Source organism: Roseobacter sp. YIN89, from assembly GCF_057219365.1.
Genome location: NZ_JBXVVD010000002.1, coordinates 250,830 through 273,801 on the forward strand (window position 1 = coordinate 250,830; position 22,972 = coordinate 273,801).

Below are 22,972 nucleotides of genomic sequence, written 5' to 3' on the forward strand. Positions count from 1 at the left end.
CATCGCGGATCGCTGTCGTGAGCCTGACGCTGATCCAAAGTGGACCAACGATCCTCTGTCATCGCGACAAAAACCATGAGAATAACATGTCTGTTGGATAGGTGGCGGAGACGAAGGGATTCGAACCCTCGAGACCCTTCCGGGCCTACTCCCTTAGCAGGGGAGCGCCTTCGACCACTCGGCCACGTCTCCGCAGACGGGTCTATCCTTGGCGGTATGGGAAAACAAGTGCAAAACCCTTGTAGAACGGCACCTAAGGAATTTTTTGAAACGGCAGCGCGTTAGTAGGAAAGCAAAAGCCGGTCCGCGACCTCTTCGGTTTCCAGCGTTTGACCTTCCATTTGGAACCTGCGCAGCATCGAACGGCCCATGTTCACGAACTCCTGACGTTTGAAAAGCCCGTCAGGGATTTCCAGAGGACACGACCGCCGGCCAGACTTTTTCGAGCCGTCGAGGCTCAACGCAACCCGCACGCCTCTGGTAACGAGACCTTCGACCTCGTGAAAAAGCTCATCAATATCAAATGATTGCGCCCCGTACAGAATGGTTTGGGAATGCACGTACGGTGGGTCGCAGTAGACCAGGTCTCCCGGTTCTGCCGCGCGCATCGCCTGACGGTAGTCTGACACGGCAAAGCGGGTCGTTTTCGTGCGCGCCGCCCACAGATCGACGCGATCATTGAACCTTTTCGGCGTCATGAGAGGATGCGTTCCACACGGCGTGGACATGTAGCCATCCTTTTTGCGGAATCGGACGACCCCGCCGTAACAGGCCCTGCTGAGAAACAAGAAATCTGCACCGTTGGGTGCAGCGTTGTAACGCGCCTTGACCTGCTCGTAGACGGCAATGCGGTCAACGGATTGCGCCTCGTCGTAGCGCTCCTGATACCACCGTTTGACCACCGCGGGATTGTCCGACAGTTGCTGCCACACTGACATTAGCGGAGCAAAGGCATCAGACCCTACGGCGCGGGCGGGCTGCAACGTTCCCAACACGGCACCAGAGCCGAGGAACGGCTCTCTGTATGTGCGAATTTCAGAGGGAAAATAGCTTGCAATTTCATGCGCGTAACGCTGTTTGTTGCCAACCCACTTAAAGAGCTGCCGCTTGAACGGGGCGACAGTGCGATGGCTTTCTATGTTAACAGGCGTATCGAGGGTCATGGCTCATCTCATGCGGCGCAGGTGCGAGTGTCGGCGTGATGCGCGGCATTGGCAAGGGTCATCCTGAAAACATGGGCGTACTGGATGCGATCGCCCATGCCAGTACGATGCCCTGGGCAAGGCCTGCAGTTGTCGGCCCGGTGCGAACGGCCAGCACGTGTGCCATCGTGCCATACACAAGGTAAAATAGCAGCAAGACGGGAATAACCGTAAACACCAGCCCCCAGTTTTGCGGTGCCAGTATCACGCAGACTGTCAGCGCCGCCAAAACAGCCACCCGGGCGATGATCCGGGTCAGAAAGGCTGCATTTGTGACCAGCAATCGGTCTGCTAGCGCAAAGGGGATACATCCGGCCAGCATCGCGACAAACAAAACAGCACGCGGACCTGACGGCACAAAAGAGGCGGCATACCGATCCAGAGCAACAGCAAATACGCCAAGGCCCCAACAAAGAAAGATCAAGACACCAGCAGACACAGGCCGGTCAGACACCCTGCCCGCCCATCCGAGCACACCCAGGCCAATCAGCCCGTATCCGGCAAAGAACGCAAAGACCCCGGACATTCCGGCAAATCCCAATATCTGTCCCTGAAACAAAACACCTAAAGCCATCGCTCCCGCTACCGGCAAAAGAATGGCGCATATTGTCGGCCCCCATGTCAAAGGTGCGAAGGTTCGCTTTTCACACCAACGCAAGAGCGCAAAAACGGGGCAACTGAGTGCAATTATCCCAGCCAACGCACCCACAATTGCAAAACCTATGCCGCGCGGCGGCACCTTTCCTGAGAGTTCCAGCCACGACCGGACTTCCTCTCGCGTCTTGTCCGCGAACAAGACGGCAACATGCTCGGTATAAGGCACCGCAGCGGCCCGGCGTTCCGCTCCTGCGGACTTTGCGGTCACGCCTTCGACCGGGGTTGCTGTCAACTGGCTCAGCTTTTCCAACGCGACTTCGCGTAATCGCTCTTCCCAAGCGCCGGACAACATCAAAAGTTTTTGAGGGAAAGTTGGCGTAACAGCGTCAGAATACATGGAAATCGCCACGATCCGATCAACGTTTTCAACCTGTTGAGCGGTGCGAATAATGATGTCCGTCGCCATTGAGTGACCGACGAGCGATATTGGCAATCCATAGGAAAGCGCATCGCGGGTCACAGCAATCATCGTTCGGGTTTGCGACACCAGCTGAGAGGTCGTGCCATCAATTCGGCTGATGTCTGGTGAAAGCGATATGTCGTTTCGCCCGTGTCCATAGAAATCGAACATCGCGGCCGTTGCGCCAGCGCGGGCAAGGTCACGGGCGATATATTGCATCATTTGACGCGAACCGGCGAAGCCATGAGTTAGGAGAACGAAAGGCCCACCCTTTTCTGCCGCCGTACCGTTCAGAATGGTGACATCACCGAAAGAAGTTTCAATAACTTCCGAGGTAACCGTTGCACGCTCTCTTTCCAAAACAAAGATGCACGCGAGCGTCACAAACACAACTAGACCCCAGCCAATAGCACGTAAGACGGCGGATTTGGTGATACGCTCCATTCTATGTCCATTCAGCTTGTGCAACGGTACTGCTTGATATGCATCAATGACCTCTCGACGCCGCTTCACCTAGCATGAGAGAGGACCGGCGCAATAGGAACGAAGATGATTGTACGTGCTATAGTGATATTGCTGGCTTCGGCGGGCGCGCTTTGCGCTCAGACGACGAATTCCGGACAAAAGCTGTTTCATCTGCATTGTGCGGCATGCCATGGTCCGGACGCGCGCGGAAATGGACCGATGGCAAACGTCTTGCGTATTGCACCTCCTGATCTGACGCGCCTCGCACAAAGGAACGCAGGCCGGCTCCCAGCCAAGGCCATAGCCGCGCAGATTGACGGCACGGCATCACTGCCCGGGCATGGTGACACCATGCCCGTCTATGGCTATTTCTTCGCCGACGACGCCAAGATGAGCCAAAGCATCGGGGGTCAGCGGATAGAAGCCGCCCAATCCATCCTGGATCTGATCATTTGGCTGGAGCAGATTCAGGCAAGGTAGTTGCAGTATCATCCGCTACATCATCAAGCGCTCTGAAGACGCCAACTACCCGAGAAACCTCGCCCTTTCCGTTAGGCCGCGCAACGCCGACTGATTCCACGGGCACGGTTTCACCCTGCTTGTTGATCAAACGCAGCTTAAACCGAAACTGGCCGCCGTTTTCGCGCACCCTTTGCACGTGATCGTTGACCTTTTTTTGATCGTCCGGATGGTAGTTTCGCAATGCCTCGTCGTAAGGCGGAATCGGAGAACCCGGCTCTTCGCCATGGATACGGAATACCTGCTCTGACCAGAACAGTTCTTCGTTTTCGAAATCAATTGCCCAATAGCCGATTTGCGCGGCTTCCTGCAGCAGGATTAACTGTGCCAGAAAATCCTCTGCTCGGTTACGCTCGTCAATGACGTCACTGACATCTGTTCCAATCGAATAAATCGACTGCTCGGCCGCGTCGCAATCGCCAAACAAAAAGTTCTGCATATTGATCCAGATATCGGATTTGTTTTCGCTGTTGACGATTTCCATAAGGCTGCGCTTTCCGGCCTGCTCGCGGCTAGTCAGAGCGGCATCCGCCTTTTTGGTTTCGGCCGCGCGTTTACTGTCCACCAGATCAAAAAAGTTTGACCCTTCCGCTTTATGTCGCGTTGTCCCGTAAAGCGAAGCGGCACGCTCGCTTATTCGCAGGATTGTTCCATCTTTGGACCGGTTGAGCATATAGGCGTCGCCGTGGTCGAGAATGAGGTCAAGTTCGTAGGCCAGACCGGGAAATTCTGACAGCACCATCGTCACACCGTTCATTTGCCCGCGCATGTCGAAAAACGGCGAACAGGTCAGCTTTAAACGCGAGCCCTCTGAAGTGAACTCCCGACTGATCGGCTCGCCGAGCTTTAGCGCCTCGTTGCAAATCGGCGCCAGATTGGGAAAGTTCTCCGGCAAGGCGCACTGGCTGACGTGCGGGTTCGCAATCGGACGCGGCAGGCCGAAGAAATCTGCAGCCGCGTTCGTGGCCTGACTGATCTGCAAGGCGGTATCCAGAACCATAATCGACAGTGGTGCTGTCTCCAGAACCGACATCAACTCGCCGGTGCGACCGCTCAACTCCGCGGCTGTGACCTGCAATTCCTCGTTCACTGTAATCAGTTCTTCGTTGGTGGATTGCAGTTCTTCGTTAGAAGTTTCTAGTTCTTCGTTGGTTGCTTGCAATTCCTCGTTGGTCGACTGCAGTTCTTCGTTCAGCGACTGCAGTTCCTCGTTTGAGGTTTCAAGTTCTTCAATGGTCTGCTGCAAGGCCTCCCGCGTCGTCGCAACTTCGTCTTCAAGCAGTCGAATGCGGTCCGAGTCCATTTCCCCAGATCTGACGGAAGCCGATGTTTTGGCCCCCTTGCTCCGGTCAATCTGCACCTCTCGAAACACGATGAGCGCAGCGCGCTCGTTGATGTCGCGCGCAATGATCGGGTAGACATCCAGCCGGATCTCTTCTTCATCATCCTCTGCCAACAAATGGCGCACACCTGTCCTGTGCTCTCCGTTCTTAAGAGCAAGCGTGACGAGGCTGCGGGCTTCTTCTCGAAAAGGACGCCGCAAGAGGTCAATGTGCATTTTCAGGCTGCTGGATTCGTTCATTTCGACATAGGGCGACACGTTGCCAAAAATTCGCACGATGCCGTAATCCTCGGTCACCAGCAGAGAGTTTTTGCCCAGTGATAACGCAAGCGCCTCAAACATCTGGCGATCTGTAGAATTGCCCACAGGCTGGACACTGCGCATCGGTATCGGCGGGCTCGACTTAGGCAAATTGCGTACGTTGGAAAATGGCGCATTGTCGGCGCGCCGTATCGATCTGCGCCTGTAAATATGGGCGGAATTACCGTCCTGAATGAACATTTCTTCGGAGCCGGCAACCGTTTCAGCAGTGCCCAAGAACATCAGCGAAGATTCCCGCATCGCGTAGTGGAACCGCGACATGACCTTATGTTGCAGCGCATTTCCAAAATAGATCAGCACGTTGCGGCAGCATAACAGATCGACCTTTTGAAACGGCGGATCCTGGCAGACGTTGTGATCTGAGAACAAAATTGCTGACCGGAGGGAATCGATAACCTTGATCCCGTCGTTTTGCTGGATGAAATACTGATCGGACAGCCGATTTGGTATATCGTTCAATGCGGCAAGCCCGTAGACACCTTTGCGCGCTACCTCCAATGCATCCTTGTCGATGTCCGTTGCAAAGATTTGCACATGGTCTTTAAGCTGCACCTTTGGACCACCAAGAGCTTCGGCCAAAAGAATGGCGATGGAGTATGCTTCTTCTCCGGTTGCACAGCCCGCAATCCAGACCCGCAAGGGGGCGCTGCCCCTCTTTTGCAGCAATGAAGGCAGGATATCTCTGAGTTGGTCAAATTCTGATTTGTCCCGAAAAAAACGGGTGACGGAGATCAGCAAATCCTTGAACAGCGCATCAATGGCGTTGGGATTCACCCGGCAAAACTGGGTGTATTCCTCATGGCTGTCGATGCCCAGCGCCACCATGCGTCGCTCAATTCGGCGATTGATGGTGGTTTGTTTGTATTCGCGGAAATCCACTCGCGTGCGCGCCAATAAGATTTGCAATAGGTCGGATGACGGACTGCTCTGAGCCGTCTCTTGCCGAAAAGCGTCAAAGTCACGTGGCGAGGTCAGTATTTTCCTCAGGTGAGTGCCGATTTCAAAGGGTCGCAAAACGAGGTCCACGCAACCGGTTTGCATGGCGGACATCGGCATGCCGTCATATTTGGCGCTGTCGGTGTCTTGCGCAATAGTGATACCGCCCGCCTCCCGAATGGCCTGCACCCCATATGCGCCGTCTGTGCCGGTACCAGACAGGATTATCCCCATCGATCTTTCGCCGTGCTCATCAGCAAGGCTTAGCAGGAAACGGTCAACTGATGGCTTGGGTGACGCGACCTCTGTGCTTGGGTCGACAAGATGCAGCTGTCCGTTGCGAAAGATGACATCTGTTTTCGGCGGCGTTACGTAGATGACGCTGGCTTCTGGTTCCAGACCATCGGTAACGTCCATCACCTTCAAACTGGTTTGGCGCGCCACCAATTCAGTCATCAGGCTTTTGTGATGTGGCGACATATGCTGGACGACCACATAGGCAACACCCAGATTTGTAGGAAGTGTCGCGACCAGTTCACGGATCGCTTCTAACCCGCCCGCCGACGAGCCAATCCCGATAATCGTCAGATCGCTTGCGTGGTTTGCCAAATGAATAAATCTCTCGCTGGCCCGATGTGTTCACGAGATGTTAAGGCAATCACCATTCGCTCGCAATCAGCAACTTGAGGTTGCGGTGGAAAAATTTTCTCCCTTTTTAATTTGCAATCAACGAAGGTCAGGTAACAACGCTGTCAGCACCACTGACGCAACACCGAGCGTACGGTGCATTTACACATGCTGAACCTCTTGAAAGCACTGTGCCGTTCTCATCAGTAGGCGGATTTTGCTATGCAGTCGTTGCACAAACCTCGTACGCTCGCCTCCGACCTTTCGGATCGGACAATGACGCTGAACCTCGTATTGCAGGCGCCAGACACCGTCATTGTGCGGTCCTCGGAGATCCTTGGCAAAGGATATCGGCACCGCCTGTCTTTTCACACAGACAGGCAGCTGAAAGAGGTGTTGGCTGGATCGCTGGCCGAGGCTATCCTCGATTCTCTCAGGTCTGTGCCGTCGGGGGCATACGTCTTGTCCCGGCCGGAATTCTTTGTCGAGCTTCCCGGACTGATTCTTAGTGGCATCCACATCATGGTCACCGAAGCAAAGGATGGTGTGCGTAGTGCTATCTTGAGGTTCAAAGAGGCAGTTGGCGCTGTAAACCGGGCATTTTTGAAGAATGTCGGGTTCGATGAAGGATTTGCCACCCATAGCGAGAAACTGGCAATGAATGTATTGGCGGATATCTGCATGCCGCTCCTAAATCTTTGCGAAGCGCTGGATGAACACAGCCGACAGGCGGGCAACCCGGTGCCCGCGATCGTCAAGGACCGCGCCCGTGAATTGCAATTTCAAACTGAACTGCTCAAACGTTTTATCTATAACGGCGTAGACGGCCATGCGGATGGCACAGACAGCCATCTGTTCCGCGACCCGGATGGCGGCCTTACAACATTGGATTTCTATCCGCTGATCGACGAGTAGTCACTTCTGCGCCCGCGACTTATAGTTGCGGCGTATGATGAGGGCAGCGCATGATCATTCTCAAATCCGGACAGCTAACTGCACATGTTTCCCGCAAGGGCGCTGCTCTCATGGGTCTGTGGCATGCATCGTTTCCTTTCTGTCTGACGGTCTCGCCTGCCAACCCGGAGGAATTTTCGCTCGAGCCTTACTATTGCGGTGCGCTGGTCGGCCCTGTTGCCAACCGCATTTCAAACGCTTGCATTACAATCAAGCGGCAAAAGTGGCGCCTTGCCCCAAACGAAGGCACTACAACACTACACAATGGCCCGGACGGTTTGCACAGCAAGGTCTGGCAGGTGACTGCCCAGACTGAAACCTCGGTCACACTGGAAGTCGTACTGCCACATGGAGACGCAGGTCTGCCAGGACACCGCAGGATTACCGCCCGCTATTCCTTGGAGCCCGAAAACTGCGTGGTGCTGGACATAACAGCGCAGACTGACCGAACCACGGTCATGAACATTGCGCATCACCCCTATTGGAACCTCGACGGCGCAGACACGGTGGCAAATCACCTCTTGCTGATTGCTGCCGAAAAATTCACGCCTACGGATCCGGAAAACCTGCCCACAGGCGAAGTTATGCCGCTGAACGGCAGCAGTTATGATTTCCGAGAGCCCAAGTTGATCCCGACAGAGCAAGCGCTTGATGCCAACCTCTGCCTTGCCGATTTTCGACGCGCCGCCACTGAATTTGCTGCGAGACTGAGCGTTTCAGGTGGGCCAACGCTGGAGATTTTCACGACAGAGCCGGGTCTACAGGTATACAACGGCAGTGGTCTGTCAGACGACGGCACTAAGCTTCACGATGGGCGCAAGTTCGGGCCGTTCGCTGGCGTAGCACTGGAGCCGCAAGGCTGGCCCAATGCGCCCAACACACCGGGGTTTCCACCAATATCGCTGACCCCGGAACAGGTATATCAACAGCAAACCCGGTATCATATTTCACAATAACTGTGCACAATCGTCACCGCGGTGACACGCGACCGCCGCGGGATCGGCAGAAAAATACTGAAACCTTTCTTCATCCGGCAACGTTATTGCCGGGAGCTTAAGAGGAAAAGGTCATGGAAGATCCGAAACCGAAACCTGCGTCGCAAGGCAGCGCCCCGGCGCCTCAGCCCGAAACGTCGCGAACAGGCGAAGATCAAAAACCGCAGCAGCCCATCACCGACTGGGCGAGCATATAAGCGATTTGACACTGGAGACGCTGGACGCTGCGCGATAAGCTGTGCGCATGCCTGAGCCCGTCTCGACCATTCGCAACCTTGGCCCTGCCTTTGAGGCGGCCTGTATCTCTGCCGGAATACCCGACGCAGAAACGTTAAGATCCCTCGGGCCAGACGCAGCCTATGCCAAATTGCTACGGGCCGGCACCAAACCTCACTTCATCGGCTATTACGTCCTCGTAATGGGGCTCCAAAACCGACCTTGGAACGACTGCAAGGGGGAAGAAAAGAAAGCACTTCGCAAACGTTTTGACGCCATCAAGGCTGATGCCTTTGACACCGAGCGCGACGCTTTCGAGAAGATGATGAACCTGATCGGCGTACGACCTGCAGACCCTGCCGAACAAAAAAGGGCCAGCCGTCAGGCTGACCCCAGAAATTTTCTTTACGTCAGACGTTAGCCGACAAGCTCGAGACCTGAAAAGAAGTAGGCGATTTCGACAGCCGCCGTTTCCGGCGCGTCAGAGCCGTGAACAGAATTCTCGCCAACGCTTTCTGCAAATTCTGCGCGGATGGTGCCAGGAGCAGCGTCCGCAGGGTTTGTTGCGCCCATGACTTCACGGTTCTTCGAGATGGCACTCTCGCCTTCCAGAACCTGAACCACGACTGGCGCAGAAGCCATGAACTCGCAAAGTTCGTCATAAAACGGGCGCTCTGCGTGTACCGCGTAAAAAACGCCGGCCTGTGCCTTGGTCATGTGGATACGCTTTTGCGCGACGATGCGCAGACCCGCCTCTTCGAACTTGGCGTTGATTTTGCCTGTGAGGTTGCGACGCGTCGCATCCGGCTTGATGATGGAAAAAGTGCGCTCAAGGGCCATTTCAGCTCTCCTGCAAGGATTGAATTCGCCGCGCATTTAGCACGCGTCCCTAAAGGGCGAAAGGGGGCATCACGTATTAATTGTCACTTGCGGCATTCGCGGCCACGCCCACAAAAATCCGCCAGTCGCAGGTTGCATTGACAACTTGGGTAAATGAGGTCAGTCCAGCGCACATGTTACGCGTATCCGACATCTCTTATTCCGTAGAAGGCCGCCCCCTGTTTGAAGGGGCAAGCGCGGTCATCCCCAACGGCCACAAGGTTGGGCTAGTCGGGCGCAATGGCGCGGGCAAAACGACGCTGTTTCGGATCATTCACGGCGAACTTGCGCTTGATGCGGGCGACATTTCCTTGCCCAGCCGCGCAAAAATCGGCGGTGTTGCCCAAGAGGTGCCGTCGTCTTCTACGTCACTGCTCGACACAGTACTCGCTGCAGATACCGAGCGCGCCAGTTTGATGAAAGAGGCAGAGACCGCACAGGATGCAGCCCGCATCTCGGAAATTCAGACGCGGCTTGCCGATATCGACGCATGGTCAGCCGAGGCGCGCGCAGCAACAATCCTCAAGGGCCTTGGTTTCGAAGATGCAGAGCAGCACAAGCCCTGTTCCGATTTTTCCGGCGGCTGGCGCATGCGGGTGGCACTGGCGGCGGTCTTGTTCGCGCAACCCGATTTACTGCTGCTGGACGAGCCTACCAACTACCTCGATTTGGAAGGCGCGCTGTGGCTTGAAGCCTATCTGGCGAAATACCCGCATACGGTCATCATTATCAGCCACGACCGCGGCCTGCTGAACCGGGCGGTTGGCGCAATTCTGCATCTCGAAGACCGCAAGCTGACGCTTTATCAGGGTCCTTACGATCAATTCGCCCGCCAGCGAGCAGAGCAGCGCGCGGTCGAAGCTGCGCTCGCCAAAAAGCAGCAGGCCCGCAAGGCGCATATGCAGGCATTTGTAGACCGATTTCGCTACAAGGCGTCCAAAGCCAAACAGGCGCAGTCCCGGCTGAAGATGATCGAAAAGATGGACATGGTGGCCAGCCCGGAACAGGCCGCGCGCCGGGTCTTTACCTTTCCTGAGCCTGAAGAGTTGTCGCCTCCCATTATATCGATCGAAGGCGGCGCGGTTGGATACGACGATACGCCAGTGCTGAGCCGCCTCAACCTTCGGATCGATCAGGACGATCGGATCGCGCTACTGGGAAAAAACGGTCAGGGTAAATCCACTCTGTCAAAGCTGCTGAGCGACCGGCTAAAGCTGATGCAAGGCAAGGCCGTGCGCGCGGGCAAGCTGCGCATTGGCTATTTCGCCCAGCATCAGGTCGACGAACTGCAAGTCAACGATACACCGCTGCAACACATGATTTCCGCACGCCCGGATGTGCAGCATTCCAAGCTACGCGCGCAGCTGGCTGGCTTTGGCCTCGGTCCAGAACAGGCCGAGACACGTGTCTCAAGGCTGTCGGGCGGGCAGAAGGCCCGCCTGTCATTGCTGCTGGCTACCTTGGACGCGCCACATCTGCTCATCCTCGACGAACCAACGAACCACCTTGATATCGAAAGCCGCGAGGCATTGGTGGAAGCACTGACCGCCTACTCAGGCGCGGTAATTCTTGTCAGCCACGACATGCATCTGTTGTCGATGGTGGCAGACCGGCTGTGGCTGGTGTCCGGTGGCACCGTTGCACCCTTCGACGACGATCTTGAGGCATACCGCCGGATGTTACTGGCGACGGACAAGCCGCGCCCGAAATCGGCAGATGGTAAGAAACAGCCAGCACCACGTGCCAAAGTGGCAAGCCGTGAACAGATACTGGCCCTGCGCGCGGAAGTGCGCAAATCGGAAGCCCGCGTCGAAAAGATTAATGACATGCGTGAAAAGCTGGCAACGAAGCTGGCCGACCCTGAACTTTATGAAGACGCGAACCAGAATGAACTGGAGGTGTGGAACCGCAAATACGCGGAAGTGATGGATGGTCTTGAGCGTGCCGAAACGCTGTGGATGACCGCACTGGAAAAGCTGGAGCAGGCAGAAAACCGATGACCGTTACAGAAATGTATATTCAGCGGCATTGCACCCGGGCTCTGGACAGCAAGAAATGATCGATACCGCATTCCTCATTACTGCATTCGTGACGATGTTCGTCGTGATTGACCCTATTGGTCTTGCGCCGCTGTTTGTGGCGCTGACCCAAGGTATGTCCGATAGCGCCCGTCGCCGCATTGCCCTGCGCGCGACGTTCACGGGCGTCCTGATCCTGATTGCTTTTGCGGCTTTTGGTGAAGCGCTACTGGGGTTCATCGGGATTTCGATGCCCGCGTTCCGGGTCGCAGGCGGCATTCTTCTGTTTCTGACCGCGCTCGATATGCTCTTTGAGAGGCGCACGAAACGACGCGAAGATCAGTCCGAAGGATCAGAAGAAGATCACCGCGAAGACCCATCGGTTTTTCCGCTCGCGATACCGTTGATTGCCGGCCCCGGTGCGATTGCGTCGGTTATCCTGCTGATGGGGCAGCGCCCGGGGATAGAAGGCACTGTCATGGTTTTGGGCGTAACCGGGCTGGTATTGCTAATAGTTCTGGGCTTTTTCATGATCAGCGGGCCGATCGAGCGCGCGCTGGGAAAAACCGGCATTACAGTTGTGACCCGGCTGCTTGGCATGCTTCTCGCCGCACTGTCGGTGCAATTCGTGCTCGACGGGCTGGCCGCGTTCGGTTTTGGCCCCGGTGCGGGCTGACAAAGCATTGCTTCGCCCCTATCTGTAATTACAGACCTGCCAAAACCCAGAGGGGCACCGATGGACAGCTACGATACAGGACGCCTTGTTTACCTTGTGTTGCTTGGGCTTATGGTGGTCGGATGGTTTGTCGCTCAGGGTCGGTTTTCGTGGAACAAGACACTGCAGCAAGCGGCCGCATGGGGTCTGATCTTTTTGGGTGCGATTGCGGCCTACGGATTGTGGGGGGATATTTCGCAGTCAGTGCGCCCGCAGCAGACGGTCTTTGCCGAGGAAAACAGCATCGTTGTTCCGCGGCAGGCTGACGGGCACTATCACATCAATACCGAAGTTAATGGTGCTGCGGTCCGTTTCGTTGTCGATACGGGCGCAACGGCGCTCGTTCTGACCAAGCAAGACGCGCAAGCGGCCGGTATAAACCCAGACGATCTGGCCTATACAGGACGCGCGACCACCGCAAATGGTGTCGTGCGCACCGCACCGGTCCGGTTGGATACGCTGACACTTGGCCCCTTCACCGACGCAGGTGTGCGTGCTGTCGTTAACGACGGCGACATGGCGCAGTCGCTGATGGGGATGGAATACCTGCAGCGCTGGGGACGTATCGAGATTTCAGGCGGAACGCTGACGCTGACCCGATGATCAGGTTGATGCTTTCATCTCCCACGTTCCGCTTTCTTCTGACCAGTACTCGGCCGTCGCCCCCGCGACTTTGAGCGTTTTCCATTGGCTTCGCGCCACGTCAAGCGCATCCGGATCATTGCCGTCGAACAGAATGCACACACGATCAAGATCGGTGACCTCTTGTGCTGTCACCGCTGCGCCGTCGACACTCATGACACAGGAAAAGCCCGCGGGAATGTCACCCTGTGCGCTGAGCAAAACCGGTTGAAGCGCGTCATGCGGCCCCCCTGCCACACCATGCGGCAAAAATCCCATTTCACGGTCACCCGTCCAAAGTTTTTCATCCAGCCACGCCATACGCTCCGGTGCGGTGCCACGAACAAGAGTGCGCCAGCCCGCCTGCTGCGCCCGGCCCAACAGCATGACCAATGTCTCCTCCATCGGACGGCGTGTCAGATGGTAGAACATCGCTTTGCCCACCGGGTTACTCCGTTTCGAATTTGTCCGCGACAAGACGGTCAAGTGCACGCACACCCCACCCTGTCGCACCTTTAGGTGCCAGCGCTGTTTCCGTCTTGACGGAGGCGACGCCGGCGATGTCGAGGTGGATCCACGGCATGCCATCTTTGACAAACCGTTGCAGGAACTGTGCGGCTGTAATGGAGCCGGCAGGCCGACCGCCGATGTTTTTCATATCGGCAATGGGCGACTTCAACATGTCATCATAGGCTTGGCCAAGCGGCATCCGCCATGCGCCTTCGCCTTCCGCCTCTGCGGCCTTGAGAAACGATTTGCAAAAGTCATCATCGTTGGAAAACACACCAGCGTTTTCATGTCCCAGTCCGATAATGATGGCGCCGGTCAGGGTGGCAAGGTCTACCATCGCCGCCGGGTTAAACCGTTCCTGCGCGTACCACAGTGCATCGCAAAGCACCAAACGGCCTTCTGCATCGGTGTTCAGGATTTCGACCGTGTCCCCTTTCATCGAAGTCACGACATCGCCGGGCCGGATGGCCGTGCCGGAAGGCATGTTTTCAACGAGCCCCACGATGCCGACGACGTTTGCCTTGGCCTTGCGCAGTGCCAGCGTCTTCATCACACCAGACACAACGCCCGCGCCGCCCATGTCCATGGTCATGTCTTCCATGCCGCCAGCGGGTTTGAGACTGATACCGCCGGTGTCAAAGACCACGCCTTTGCCGACCAGCGCCAGAGGCGCCGCGTCCTGATCACCGCCGTTCCACTGCATCACAACAACTTTGGACGGGCTCGCCGACCCCTGCCCGACAGCCAGAAGCGTGCGCATACCCAATTCTTCCAGTTTGTCTTCTTCGAGGACTTCTACAACGAGGCCGAGGTTTTCCAGCTCACTAAGACGATCGGCAAACTCGGTCGTTGTCAGTACGTTCGCCGGTTCGCTGACGAGATCGCGGGTAAAGAAGGTGCCCTCAGCCACAGCCATGAGTGGCGCCACCTGCTCTGACAACTTGTCCGGCGCAGAGCACATAACAGTGATTTGGCCTACCGCTTCGTCGCCGGATGTCTTGTGATCACGGAACGTGTAGTCGCGCAACACAATGGCCAGAAGTACCTGCGCGGCCCACTTCGAGTTGCCTGCAGCGAACAGCACATCCGCCTTGCCGCGCTGCCGCCCGACCGAAGCGCCTGCAGCGCGCGCTTTGGCCAGCGAGGCGTTGCGCGGCACACACAAAACGTCCACAGCATCAGCGGCCATGCCAGCCGGATACGCCAGAGTGAACACTGCACCGGCTTTGAGGTCATCGGCTTTAGCTTCAAGCGCGCGCTTCAGCGCCCCTTTGGTCAGGCGGTTCACACGTCGGCCAGCGACGTCGAGCTTACCCGCGTCGTCGACGAGAATGGCAATGCGCCCTTGGGCCTCCGCCAGCGTTTCGATATCGGTTTCGACAAAGGAGACGGGTGTCGGCGCAGTCATGGCAAGAACCTTCTGATTAATTGATGTTCTCTCCGACGTAGCGCGGCTGGGCAGCAAAGACCAGATAGCAGTTTTACCCAGCGCGGGTTTGGTCTATCGTGCCGCCAACAGGCAGAAAGCGACAGGCGGGGACGAAACGTGGCCAGACTTGACAGATATATGCTGTCGCAACTTCTGGTTCTGTTTGGCTTTTTCGCGCTCGTGCTGGTTGCGATTTTTTGGATCAACCGTGGCGTTTCGCTGTTTGATCAATTGATCAGCGACGGCCAATCGGCGCTCGTATTTCTTGAATTCACAACTTTGGGATTGCCCGCGCTGATCACGACTGTGCTGCCGATCGCAACTTTTGCGGCGGCAACATATGTCACCAACCGGATGAGCAACGAAAGCGAACTGACTGTGATGCTGGCAACGGGCACTGGGCCGTTCAGGCTGGCGTGGCCGGTTCTTATCTTTGGTTTTATTGTCTTTGTGATGGCCTCTGCCCTGCACCACCTTTTGATGCCGATGGCCGAAGAACAGCTCAGCCAGCGCCAAAACGAGATCGCACAAAATGCCACGGCGCGTCTGCTGACAGAGGGCCGTTTTCTGCACCCTTCGGACGGCGTCACATTCTACACGCAAACGATCGACGACGACGGCGTGCTGCGCGACGTTTTTCTCTCTGATGGGCGGCGCACCGACGAGGGCGTCATTTACACGGCGGCCCAAGCGTATCTGATCCGAAATGAAGATCTCACAACGCTGATCATGGTCGATGGCATGGCGCAGCGGCTAACCACCGCTGACGACAAGCTGTCGACAGCAACGTTCCGCGACTTTTCCTTCGACATTTCGGCGCTGGTGCAGAACGATGCGAACCGTTCCGTCAGGCTGGACGAAATGGCGACGCTTGACCTGTTGCAGCCTTGGGACGAGCTGTCAGCGCGCACAGGGGTCGATATCGGTGCCATCACGCAAAAATTTCATGCCAGATTTGCCGAACCGTTCTTTTGTATCGCTGCGGCATTGATCGGCTTTTCGACCTTGCTTGTTGGTGGGTATTCCCGGTTCGGCGTCTGGCGCGAGGTCGCAATCGCCTTTGGCATACTGGTCGCCATTGACGGTGCACGCAGCACGCTTCAGGGACCTATTCGCAGTGATCCGGCTTTGTGGCCACTGCTGTATGCACCTGCGGCGTTCAGCATGGTCCTTGTGGCGCTGATGCTGTTTTACGCAGCCAAACCGCGGGGAAGCTTTCGGCGCCTGTTCAGGAGGCAGCCTGCATGATCCTGCATTTCTACTTTGCACGTCGCTTTATGACAGCTTTCGCCATCACGCTGGGCGGACTCTACGCACTCATTGCGCTTGTTGATTTGATCGATCAGACGCGACGGTTTGCCACGCGCGGGGTCAGCTTTGGCGGTTTGATCGAACTGGTGGTCCTCCACACGCCACAAACCCTCGCACAACTGCTGCCCCTGATCATTCTGCTGGCGACCGTCGCGCTGTTTCTTGGGCTCTCGCGATCGTCCGAAATGGTTGCCACCCGTGCGGCCGGACGCTCTGCGCCTGCCGCCCTGCTCGCGCCAGTTTCGGTCGCGTTTCTGATCGGCATCGTCTCGACAGCAATCTTTAACCCAATTGTTGCGGGAACGTCGAAAAAATTTAGCCAGCTGGAACAGACATACCGTTCCGGGGGCGCTTCTACGCTGTCGATTTCAGACGAAGGTCTGTGGCTGCGGCAAGGATCAAGCGAGGGACAGATTGTCATTCGAGCATGGCGCTCCAACCCAGATGCAAACGTTCTCTTTGACGTCACCTTCCTCGCTTACGAACCGCAGGTGGGACCAATACGCCGCATCCACGCCGACAGCGCAGAGTTGCGCGAGGGTGAGTGGTTTTTGCGCAACGCCAAAGAGTGGCCGCTGGCCGCTGGCACCAACGCCGAAGGCAACTCCGTAGAACACCAGACCCTTGTCATCCCCTCCAGTCTGACCGTTGATCGCATCCGCGAAAGCTTTGGCCGCCCAAGTACGATCTCTATCTGGGATTTGCCGGAGTTCATTCGACAACTTGATCAGGCCGGGTTTTCGTCGCGACAGCATCGCGTCTGGATGCAATCGGAATTGGCGCAGCCATTGTTCTTTGTCGCCATGGTTCTTGTTGCGAGCGCGTTTACCATGCGGCATACCCGATTTGGAGGGATCGGCATTGCGGTGCTGACAGCGGTGCTATTGGGGTTCACCTTGTATTTTATTCGCAGCTTTGCCCTGATCTTGGGTGAAAACGGGCAAATCCCCGTCCATCTGGCGGCCTGGGCGCCGCCCATTGCCTCTATCCTGCTAGCTCTTGGACCTCTATTGCATCTGGAGGAAGGTTAGGTGCTACGGATCGTCCTGACCGCACTCGCGCTTTTATTGCCGGCCGCGACTTTGGCCCAACAAGAGCCTGCGCGACCCGCCGTTCTGGTCGCGGACGAGCTTTTCATTACGTCAGACAGAGAGCTTGTGGCGCGGGGGAATGTCGAGGCCTTTCAAGGGGGCACCCGGCTGGAAGCACGCGAAATACGCTACAACCGCGAGAGCGGGGCGCTGACAATAACGGGACCAATCCGCATCTATGACGGTCAAAGCGGTGTCATTCTGGCAGATGCTGCCGATCTTGACAGCACGTTGCGGATTGGCCTGCTGACGGGCGCGCGGCTGGTTCTGGATCAGCAACTGCAACTGGCAGCGGCCAGCATTGAGCGCGTCAGTCCGCGCTATGATCAGCTTTACAAAACCGCTGTGACGTCATGCAGGGTCTGTGAAGACGGCAAACCACCCTTGTGGCAAATTAGGGCGCGTCGCGTCATTCATGACAAGGAAGAAGGACAACTATATTTCGATCAGGCACAGTTCCGTATTCGCAATGCGCCAGTGTTCTATATCCCACGATTGCGGCTACCAGATCCGACTGTTGAACGCGCCGACGGTTTTCTGATTCCGACCGTGCGTACCACTTCAGAACTGGGCGTCGGCATCAAGTTACCCTATTTCTTTACCCTCGGCGATGACCGTGACATTACGGTTACCCCTTATATTGCCAGCCGTACCACCACGCTCGAGCTGCGTTACCGTCAGGCCTTTGAGAACGGAAGCATAGAACTGAATGGTGCCGTCAGCCGCGACGACGAACGCCCAGGTGAAACCCGCGCATACCTGTTCGGCACCGGAGCCTTTGATCTGCGCAATGACTTCAAGCTGGATTTCGACTTTGAACTGACAACCGATGACAGTTACCTGCGCGACTATGACTATTCCGATAAGGACAGACTAGACAGCGAGATCGTCATAAGCCGCGCGCGGCGCGATGAATTCATCTCGGGCGGTCTGATCAACTTCAAATCGCTGCGTGACGGCGAAGACAATTCGACCCTTCCTACCATCGTGGCAGATGCGATCTATGAAAAACGGTATTTCCCTTCGGCTATCGGGGGGGAACTGCGGTTAGGCGCCAATGGCCATACCCATATCCGGAGTTCCGACCAAGACATCGTGGGCAGAGACGTGTCGCGCATCAACCTTGATGCTGAATGGCTCCGCGGTTGGACCTTGCCCGGTGGACTGCGTGCGGAAGCCAGCCTTGGTGTTCTGGCCGACCTGTTTAACATCACGCAGGACAGCACCACCAACCAAAGCCAAAGCCAGGTGACACCCTTTGCTGCTGTCGCGTTGCGCTATCCTCTGGCCAAAACAACCAGTACAGGTGTTACGCATTTTCTTGAGCCGATGGCGCAGCTGGGGTGGACCGGCGGAAATGAACTGAACCTGCCCAATGAAGAAAGCACGCTGGTTGAATTTGATGGTGGAAATCTGTTGTCTCTCTCGCGGTTTCCAAGCGTCGATCGGCGCGAACGCGGGCGCGTAACCGCCCTCGGTGTGAACTGGTCACGCTTTGACCCTGCGGGACTGGAAACAACTTTGACCTTGGGGCAACTGTTTCGAAGCGAGGAAAATGACAGTTTTACCGTTTCATCCGGATTGGAGGGGAAACAATCGGACTTTCTCGTCGCCGGCCAGTTGAAGACCCAGAATGGCTGGTCCATTACCGGGCGCAGTATTTTCAACTCCAGCTTCGACTTCACCAAAGCCGAAATACGGGGGCAATACGACACGGAAAAGATCGGGCTGACCGGTACTTATTTGTGGCTGACCAGTGATACCGCAGAATCACGCCCCCGCGACACCTCCGAGATTTCGCTGGATGGTTGGTTCCGGATCGACGACAACTGGTCCGCCAATGCAGATTGGCGCTATGACACTGCTCAAAACCGCGCCTCGACCGTGGGTGTCGGTTTTGGCTATAACAATGAGTGCGTGTCCATCGATTTTTCCGTCAAGCGACGCTATACGACATCAACAAGCCTTGAGCCTTCGACCAGTCTAGGCTTTACAATCGGGCTACGGGGGTTCTCTGCGAAAAAGGGCACCGACACCTACGCCAGAACATGCGGATAACAAGCACATGAGCCTACTCAAAAATTTCAGCACCGGCCTAGCGGTCTGTCTCTGTCTCGCAGTGGCAAAGCCAGCATCGGCACAAGATCTGTTCAGCCAGGTTGCGACGGTAAACAACAAAATCGTGACGGAATACGAGGTGCAGCAACGGAGCGCTTTTCTTACTGCGCTGAACTCGCCAGAGACATCGCGGGAATTCGTGATTGAATCGCTTGTGGATGAACGTTTGCGCGCAGAAGCGGTGGAAAATGCCGGCCTTGAATTGACGCCGGAGGCATTGGAAGCCGGTCTGAACGAGTTTGCAGGCCGTGCCAATCTTGAATATTCAGAGTTTATCGCAGCCTTGGCAGATGCCGGTGTGGCCGAGGAAACGGTGATCGATTTTGTAAGTGTTGGCGTCTCTTGGCGCAACTACATCAACGCGCGCTACGGCCCCCGTTTGGAAGTGAGCGAGGCAGAAATTGACCGGGCACTTGGTGATGCTTCTGCCTCGACAGCCATCCGTGTTCTGCTATCGGAGATCATCATTCCGGCTCCGCCAGAACAGATTGATCAAGTGCGCGCAGTTGCCGAAGAAATCGCACTGACGACCTCGTTTGAGGAATTTTCGAATTATGCGCGGCAGTACTCCGCTACCCAGACACGCGATGCTGGCGGGCAGCTGCCGTGGCAGCCATTAGGTAACTTGCCGCCGGTGCTGCGCCCATTGCTGCTAAGCCTTGCACCGGGTGAGGTGACCGCACCTCTGACCATCCCCAATGCGGTCGCGCTTTTCCAGTTGCGAGACATCGAGGAAACCGGCGCCCCGTCGCCGCAATACGCAGCCATCGAATATGCGATGTACTATATTCCCGGCGGGCGAACGCCGCAGGCGCTGTCCAGAGCGCGCGAAGTCCGCGAGCAGGTTGACGTATGCAACGACCTTTACGGTGTCGCCAAGGACCAGCCCCCCGAAGTTCTGGAACGGGTCACACAAGCGCCTGGCGAAATACCAAACGACATTGCCATAGAATTGGCCAAGCTGGATCGCGGTGAGATATCGACAGCGCTTACGCGCTCTGGTGGCCAGACCCTCGTCTTTCTGATGATGTGCGGTCGTACTGAAGCCGCCAACGAAAACACAGACCGGGCAGAAGTTGCCCAAGCACTGCGGTCCAGTCGGTTGAATGCCATCGCCGAAACGGTCTTGGCACAATTGCGTGCGGACGCTCGTATCAGTTATCAATGAACCGCGGGCACAAACCTGTTGTCGTTAGCTGCGGCGAACCTGCGGGGATCGGGCCGGAAGTCGCCGTGGCTGCGTGGCGTGCGCTTGGTGCATCCATTCCAATGGTGTGGATCGGAGACCCGAGGCATCTGCCTGACGGCACACCGATTACCGAGCTATCCGACCTGAGCGCGCTGCCAGAAGCGCCGGCGCATGCCATGCCAGTTCTTTCCCGTCGTTTCAAGGGCGCAGCGACGCCCGGGCAGCCAGATCATGCAAATGCCGCCGGGGTCATTGATGTTATCGCGGAAGCCGTCGATTTGGTGCAGTCCGGGGCCGCCTCTGCGCTCTGTACTGCGCCAATACACAAAAAGGCATTGAAAGACGGCGCCGATTTTCCCTACCCGGGACATACTGAATATCTGGCGGCTTTGGCGGGCGGGCATCAAAGCGCGGTCATGATGCTGGCCAGCGATGCCTTGCGCGTTGTACCGGCAACGATCCACATTCCGCTGAGCGATGTCCCGACACGGCTGACACCTGATTTGTTGCGTGAGACGATCGAGATCACAGCCGCGGCCTTGCAGATGCAGTTCCGTATTGAGCGGCCGCGGCTTGCCATCGCAGGTCTCAACCCGCATGCAGGCGAAGGCGGCGCCATAGGTCATGAAGAAGTAACGTGGATCGACGCCTTGGTAGCGCAAATGCGAACCGAAGGGCACGATCTGATCGGCCCCTTGCCGGCGGATACGATGTTTCACGCCGCCGCGCGCAAAACCTATGATGCCGCTGTTGCGATGTATCACGACCAGGCCCTCATTCCGATCAAGACACTGGACTTTGACCGCGGCGTGAATGTCACGCTGGGTTTGCCGTTTGTGCGCACCTCGCCAGACCACGGCACTGCCTTCGACATTGCCGGCCAAGGTGTGGCAAACCCAACCAGCATGATTGAGGCGATCAAGCTCGCCGCGCGTCTGGCGGCACCTGATGGGTAATATAACGGCGCAGTTTAAAGACCACCGGCGCAGATTTGGGGGGGGCAAAGACACATGAGTGCGATCGACAATTTGCCGCCCTTGCGTGATGTCATCAAAACGCATGATTTGCAGGCGCGCAAATCGATGGGCCAGAATTTTCTGCTTGATCTCAATCTTACCGCCAAGATCGCGCGTCAGGCAGGCGCTCTTGATGCGTGTGATGTGCTTGAAATTGGCCCCGGCCCCGGCGGCTTGACACGCGGGTTGCTGTCTGAGGGCGCGCGACACGTGTTGGCCATCGAAAAAGACGCCCGGTGCCTGCCAGCACTTGCCGAGATTGTCGCGGCCTATCCCGGGCGGTTGAGCGTCATCGAAGGCGACGCGCTGGACATCGACCCGTTGCAACATCTGACACCGCCGGTGCGCGTAGCGGCCAACTTGCCGTACAACGTGGGCACAGAATTATTGGTGCGCTGGCTAACACCGCAGGAATGGCCGCCCTTTTGGGAAAGTTTAACGTTGATGTTCCAGCGCGAGGTTGCAGAGCGTATTGTGGCCCAGCCCGGGACCAAGGCTTACGGGCGACTTGCAATTCTGGCCCAGTGGCGGGCCGACGCACGCATGGTCATGACTTTGCCACCGGACGCCTTCACCCCGCCTCCCAAAGTGGCAAGCGCCGTTGTTCATCTCTCCGCACTGCCAGAGCCACGCTTTGAGGCTGACGCTGCGGTGTTGTCACGAGTTGTGGCCGCCGCTTTCAACCAGCGTCGCAAGATGCTGCGCGCAGCCCTCAAGGGCCTTGGTCACGATATCGAGGACAGGTTGATCGCTGCTGGCATAAAGCCCACGGAACGGGCGGAACAGGTACCCTTGGAAGCGTTCTGCGCGCTTGCGCGCGAAGTCGCTAAAGGCTAGCCAGATTATTCCGCAGCTTTTGGCGCATCGTCATCGCCGCCTTGATCGGGTGGTGATGGCTGGTCGTCGCTCTGTGCATCCTGTTTCTGACGCGGTTTGCGACGTGTGTTGCGCTTGGGCTTTTGCTGGCTTTCCGGTGTTTCGACAAGGTTGCTTTCGCCGTCGCTTTCAGACGCATCCGGCGAAGGCTGTTCCGCTTGCGGTGCATTGGCCTCGCGCTCCTGACGCTCAGCCCGTTCGCGATCGCGCTCAGCCTGACGCTCGCGGTTGATACGCTCCTGCTCTTCGCGACGGCTTTCGATCTCGCGCTGCGCCTCGCTCAGAAGCCGCAGGTAGTGCTCTGCGTGCTGCTGGAAATTTTCTGCCGCCACGCGATCGTTGCCCAGCTGCGCATCTCGCGCCAACTGATTGTACTTTTCGATGATCTGTTGCGGCGTGCCGCGTACCTTGCCCTCGGGACCAGAGCTGTCAAAAACCCGATTGACGACATTGCCGCCCTGGTTATTTGACCGGTTGCGATTGCCCTTAGAGCGGGAGCGAGAACGCGATGATTTCATGGAACAGGCTCAGCCTTCATGCTGTTGATCGTGTGACCGGATTGGCA

General features: G+C 56.9%; 20 protein-coding genes and 1 tRNA gene. 13 read left to right on the forward strand and 8 right to left on the reverse strand.

Annotated features, from left to right (window positions below):
* Positions 1–102: 102 nt before the first annotated feature.
* The 3 genes from AC2D8V_RS07375 to AC2D8V_RS07385 all read right to left on the reverse strand — a co-directional run bounded on the left by AC2D8V_RS07375 (position 103) and on the right by AC2D8V_RS07385 (position 2,703).
* Positions 103–192, reverse strand: a tRNA-Ser gene (locus AC2D8V_RS07375).
* Positions 193–281: 89 nt separating this feature from the next.
* Positions 282–1,163, reverse strand: coding sequence for a DNA adenine methylase (locus tag AC2D8V_RS07380; protein ID WP_484732887.1), 882 nt, complete (start codon positions 1,161–1,163; stop codon positions 282–284).
* Between the two features lie 58 nt (positions 1,164–1,221).
* Positions 1,222–2,703 (reverse strand): alpha/beta hydrolase, encoded by a 1,482-nt coding sequence (locus AC2D8V_RS07385; RefSeq protein ID WP_484732888.1) that lies wholly within the window; start codon positions 2,701–2,703, stop codon positions 1,222–1,224.
* A 105-nt stretch (positions 2,704–2,808) separates the two neighbouring features.
* Here AC2D8V_RS07385 and AC2D8V_RS07390 point away from each other — a divergent pair, with 105 nt between their 5' ends.
* Positions 2,809–3,204, forward strand: a complete 396-nt coding sequence (locus AC2D8V_RS07390; protein WP_484732889.1) for a c-type cytochrome — start codon at positions 2,809–2,811, stop codon at positions 3,202–3,204.
* On the opposite strand, the gene AC2D8V_RS07395 is transcribed toward AC2D8V_RS07390, so the two are convergent.
* Positions 3,173–6,451, reverse strand: coding sequence for a chemotaxis protein CheB (locus AC2D8V_RS07395; protein ID WP_484732890.1), 3,279 nt, complete (start codon positions 6,449–6,451; stop codon positions 3,173–3,175). The genes AC2D8V_RS07390 and AC2D8V_RS07395 overlap by 32 nt on opposite strands.
* Before the next feature lie 294 nt (positions 6,452–6,745).
* Here AC2D8V_RS07395 and AC2D8V_RS07400 point away from each other — a divergent pair, with 294 nt between their 5' ends.
* From AC2D8V_RS07400 to AC2D8V_RS07410, 3 genes are all read left to right on the forward strand, one after another.
* Entirely contained in the window at positions 6,746–7,384 is a 639-nt protein-coding gene (locus AC2D8V_RS07400; protein ID WP_484732891.1) for a hypothetical protein, read from the forward strand.
* A gap of 50 nt (positions 7,385–7,434) precedes the next feature.
* Positions 7,435–8,379, forward strand: a complete 945-nt coding sequence (locus AC2D8V_RS07405) for an aldose epimerase family protein (RefSeq protein WP_484732892.1) — start codon at positions 7,435–7,437, stop codon at positions 8,377–8,379.
* A 283-nt stretch (positions 8,380–8,662) separates the two neighbouring features.
* Entirely contained in the window at positions 8,663–9,055 is a 393-nt protein-coding gene (locus AC2D8V_RS07410; RefSeq protein WP_484732893.1) for a TfoX/Sxy family DNA transformation protein, read from the forward strand.
* Here AC2D8V_RS07410 and ndk read toward each other — a convergent pair.
* Positions 9,052–9,474 carry a nucleoside-diphosphate kinase gene (ndk, locus tag AC2D8V_RS07415; RefSeq protein ID WP_484732894.1) on the reverse strand — a complete coding sequence of 141 codons (423 nt, stop codon included), beginning with the start codon at positions 9,472–9,474 and terminating at the stop codon, positions 9,052–9,054. The genes AC2D8V_RS07410 and ndk overlap by 4 nt on opposite strands.
* A 173-nt stretch (positions 9,475–9,647) precedes the next feature.
* On the opposite strand from ndk, the gene AC2D8V_RS07420 reads away from it, so the two are divergent.
* From AC2D8V_RS07420 to AC2D8V_RS07430, 3 genes are read left to right on the forward strand one after another with little or no spacing between them, the layout of a single operon-like run.
* Positions 9,648–11,513, forward strand: coding sequence for an ABC-F family ATP-binding cassette domain-containing protein (locus tag AC2D8V_RS07420; protein WP_484732895.1), 1,866 nt, complete (start codon positions 9,648–9,650; stop codon positions 11,511–11,513).
* A 55-nt stretch (positions 11,514–11,568) separates the two neighbouring features.
* The gene (locus tag AC2D8V_RS07425; RefSeq protein ID WP_484732896.1) at positions 11,569–12,207 is read left to right on the forward strand and encodes a MarC family protein; all 639 of its coding nucleotides are present in this window, start codon (positions 11,569–11,571) and stop codon (positions 12,205–12,207) included.
* Positions 12,208–12,267: 60 nt separating this feature from the next.
* Positions 12,268–12,849, forward strand: a complete 582-nt coding sequence (locus AC2D8V_RS07430; protein ID WP_484732897.1) for a retropepsin-like aspartic protease family protein — start codon at positions 12,268–12,270, stop codon at positions 12,847–12,849.
* Here the strand turns inward: AC2D8V_RS07430 and AC2D8V_RS07435 are convergent, their stop codons facing one another.
* Together AC2D8V_RS07435 and AC2D8V_RS07440 are read right to left on the reverse strand one after the other, a co-directional pair.
* Positions 12,850–13,311 carry a DNA polymerase III subunit chi gene (locus AC2D8V_RS07435; protein ID WP_484732898.1) on the reverse strand — a complete coding sequence of 154 codons (462 nt, stop codon included), beginning with the start codon at positions 13,309–13,311 and terminating at the stop codon, positions 12,850–12,852. It lies immediately after the preceding gene.
* 4 nt (positions 13,312–13,315) lie between these two features.
* Positions 13,316–14,785 (reverse strand): leucyl aminopeptidase, encoded by a 1,470-nt coding sequence (locus AC2D8V_RS07440; protein WP_484732899.1) that lies wholly within the window; start codon positions 14,783–14,785, stop codon positions 13,316–13,318.
* Between the two features lie 138 nt (positions 14,786–14,923).
* Between AC2D8V_RS07440 and lptF the strand changes: the two genes are divergently transcribed.
* The 6 genes from lptF to rsmA all read left to right on the forward strand — a co-directional run bounded on the left by lptF (position 14,924) and on the right by rsmA (position 22,368).
* Positions 14,924–16,054 (forward strand): LPS export ABC transporter permease LptF, encoded by a 1,131-nt coding sequence (lptF, locus tag AC2D8V_RS07445; protein ID WP_484732900.1) that lies wholly within the window; start codon positions 14,924–14,926, stop codon positions 16,052–16,054.
* Positions 16,051–17,148, forward strand: coding sequence for an LPS export ABC transporter permease LptG (lptG, locus tag AC2D8V_RS07450; protein WP_484732901.1), 1,098 nt, complete (start codon positions 16,051–16,053; stop codon positions 17,146–17,148). The genes lptF and lptG overlap by 4 nt, the downstream gene beginning before the upstream one ends.
* Positions 17,149–19,266, forward strand: coding sequence for an LPS-assembly protein LptD (locus AC2D8V_RS07455; protein ID WP_484732902.1), 2,118 nt, complete (start codon positions 17,149–17,151; stop codon positions 19,264–19,266). It begins immediately after the preceding gene.
* A 61-nt stretch (positions 19,267–19,327) separates the two neighbouring features.
* Positions 19,328–20,494 carry a peptidylprolyl isomerase gene (locus AC2D8V_RS07460; RefSeq protein WP_484732903.1) on the forward strand — a complete coding sequence of 389 codons (1,167 nt, stop codon included), beginning with the start codon at positions 19,328–19,330 and terminating at the stop codon, positions 20,492–20,494.
* Positions 20,491–21,471, forward strand: a complete 981-nt coding sequence (gene pdxA / locus AC2D8V_RS07465) for a 4-hydroxythreonine-4-phosphate dehydrogenase PdxA (protein ID WP_484732904.1) — start codon at positions 20,491–20,493, stop codon at positions 21,469–21,471. Before AC2D8V_RS07460 ends, pdxA begins: the two co-directional genes overlap by 4 nt.
* A gap of 54 nt (positions 21,472–21,525) precedes the next feature.
* Positions 21,526–22,368 carry a 16S rRNA (adenine(1518)-N(6)/adenine(1519)-N(6))-dimethyltransferase RsmA gene (rsmA, locus tag AC2D8V_RS07470; protein WP_484732905.1) on the forward strand — a complete coding sequence of 281 codons (843 nt, stop codon included), beginning with the start codon at positions 21,526–21,528 and terminating at the stop codon, positions 22,366–22,368.
* 5 nt (positions 22,369–22,373) lie between these two features.
* On the opposite strand, the gene AC2D8V_RS07475 is transcribed toward rsmA, so the two are convergent.
* On the reverse strand, positions 22,374–22,925 hold the full coding sequence (locus AC2D8V_RS07475; RefSeq protein WP_484732906.1) for a DUF4167 domain-containing protein: 552 nt from the start codon (positions 22,923–22,925) through the stop codon (positions 22,374–22,376).
* Between the last annotated feature and the right edge of the window lie 47 nt (positions 22,926–22,972).

Excerpts from the sequence above, each read along its gene's own strand:
- lptG (WP_484732901.1), top strand. The coding sequence starts at position 16,051 with ATGATCCTGCATTTCTACTTTGCACGTCGCTTTATGACAGCTTTCGCC.
- AC2D8V_RS07410 (WP_484732893.1), top strand. The coding sequence starts at position 8,663 with ATGCCTGAGCCCGTCTCGACCATTCGCAACCTTGGCCCTGCCTTTGAG.
- AC2D8V_RS07390 (WP_484732889.1), top strand. The coding sequence starts at position 2,809 with ATGATTGTACGTGCTATAGTGATATTGCTGGCTTCGGCGGGCGCGCTT.
- AC2D8V_RS07440 (WP_484732899.1), bottom strand. The coding sequence starts at position 14,785 with ATGACTGCGCCGACACCCGTCTCCTTTGTCGAAACCGATATCGAAACG.
- AC2D8V_RS07385 (WP_484732888.1), bottom strand. The coding sequence starts at position 2,703 with ATGGAGCGTATCACCAAATCCGCCGTCTTACGTGCTATTGGCTGGGGT.
- AC2D8V_RS07380 (WP_484732887.1), bottom strand. The coding sequence starts at position 1,163 with ATGACCCTCGATACGCCTGTTAACATAGAAAGCCATCGCACTGTCGCC.
- AC2D8V_RS07405 (WP_484732892.1), top strand. The coding sequence starts at position 7,435 with ATGATCATTCTCAAATCCGGACAGCTAACTGCACATGTTTCCCGCAAG.
- AC2D8V_RS07430 (WP_484732897.1), top strand. The coding sequence starts at position 12,268 with ATGGACAGCTACGATACAGGACGCCTTGTTTACCTTGTGTTGCTTGGG.
- AC2D8V_RS07475 (WP_484732906.1), bottom strand. The coding sequence starts at position 22,925 with ATGAAATCATCGCGTTCTCGCTCCCGCTCTAAGGGCAATCGCAACCGG.
- AC2D8V_RS07420 (WP_484732895.1), top strand. The coding sequence starts at position 9,648 with ATGTTACGCGTATCCGACATCTCTTATTCCGTAGAAGGCCGCCCCCTG.
- AC2D8V_RS07425 (WP_484732896.1), top strand. The coding sequence starts at position 11,569 with ATGATCGATACCGCATTCCTCATTACTGCATTCGTGACGATGTTCGTC.
- pdxA (WP_484732904.1), top strand. The coding sequence starts at position 20,491 with ATGAACCGCGGGCACAAACCTGTTGTCGTTAGCTGCGGCGAACCTGCG.
- rsmA (WP_484732905.1), top strand. The coding sequence starts at position 21,526 with ATGAGTGCGATCGACAATTTGCCGCCCTTGCGTGATGTCATCAAAACG.
- AC2D8V_RS07400 (WP_484732891.1), top strand. The coding sequence starts at position 6,746 with ATGACGCTGAACCTCGTATTGCAGGCGCCAGACACCGTCATTGTGCGG.
- ndk (WP_484732894.1), bottom strand. The coding sequence starts at position 9,474 with ATGGCCCTTGAGCGCACTTTTTCCATCATCAAGCCGGATGCGACGCGT.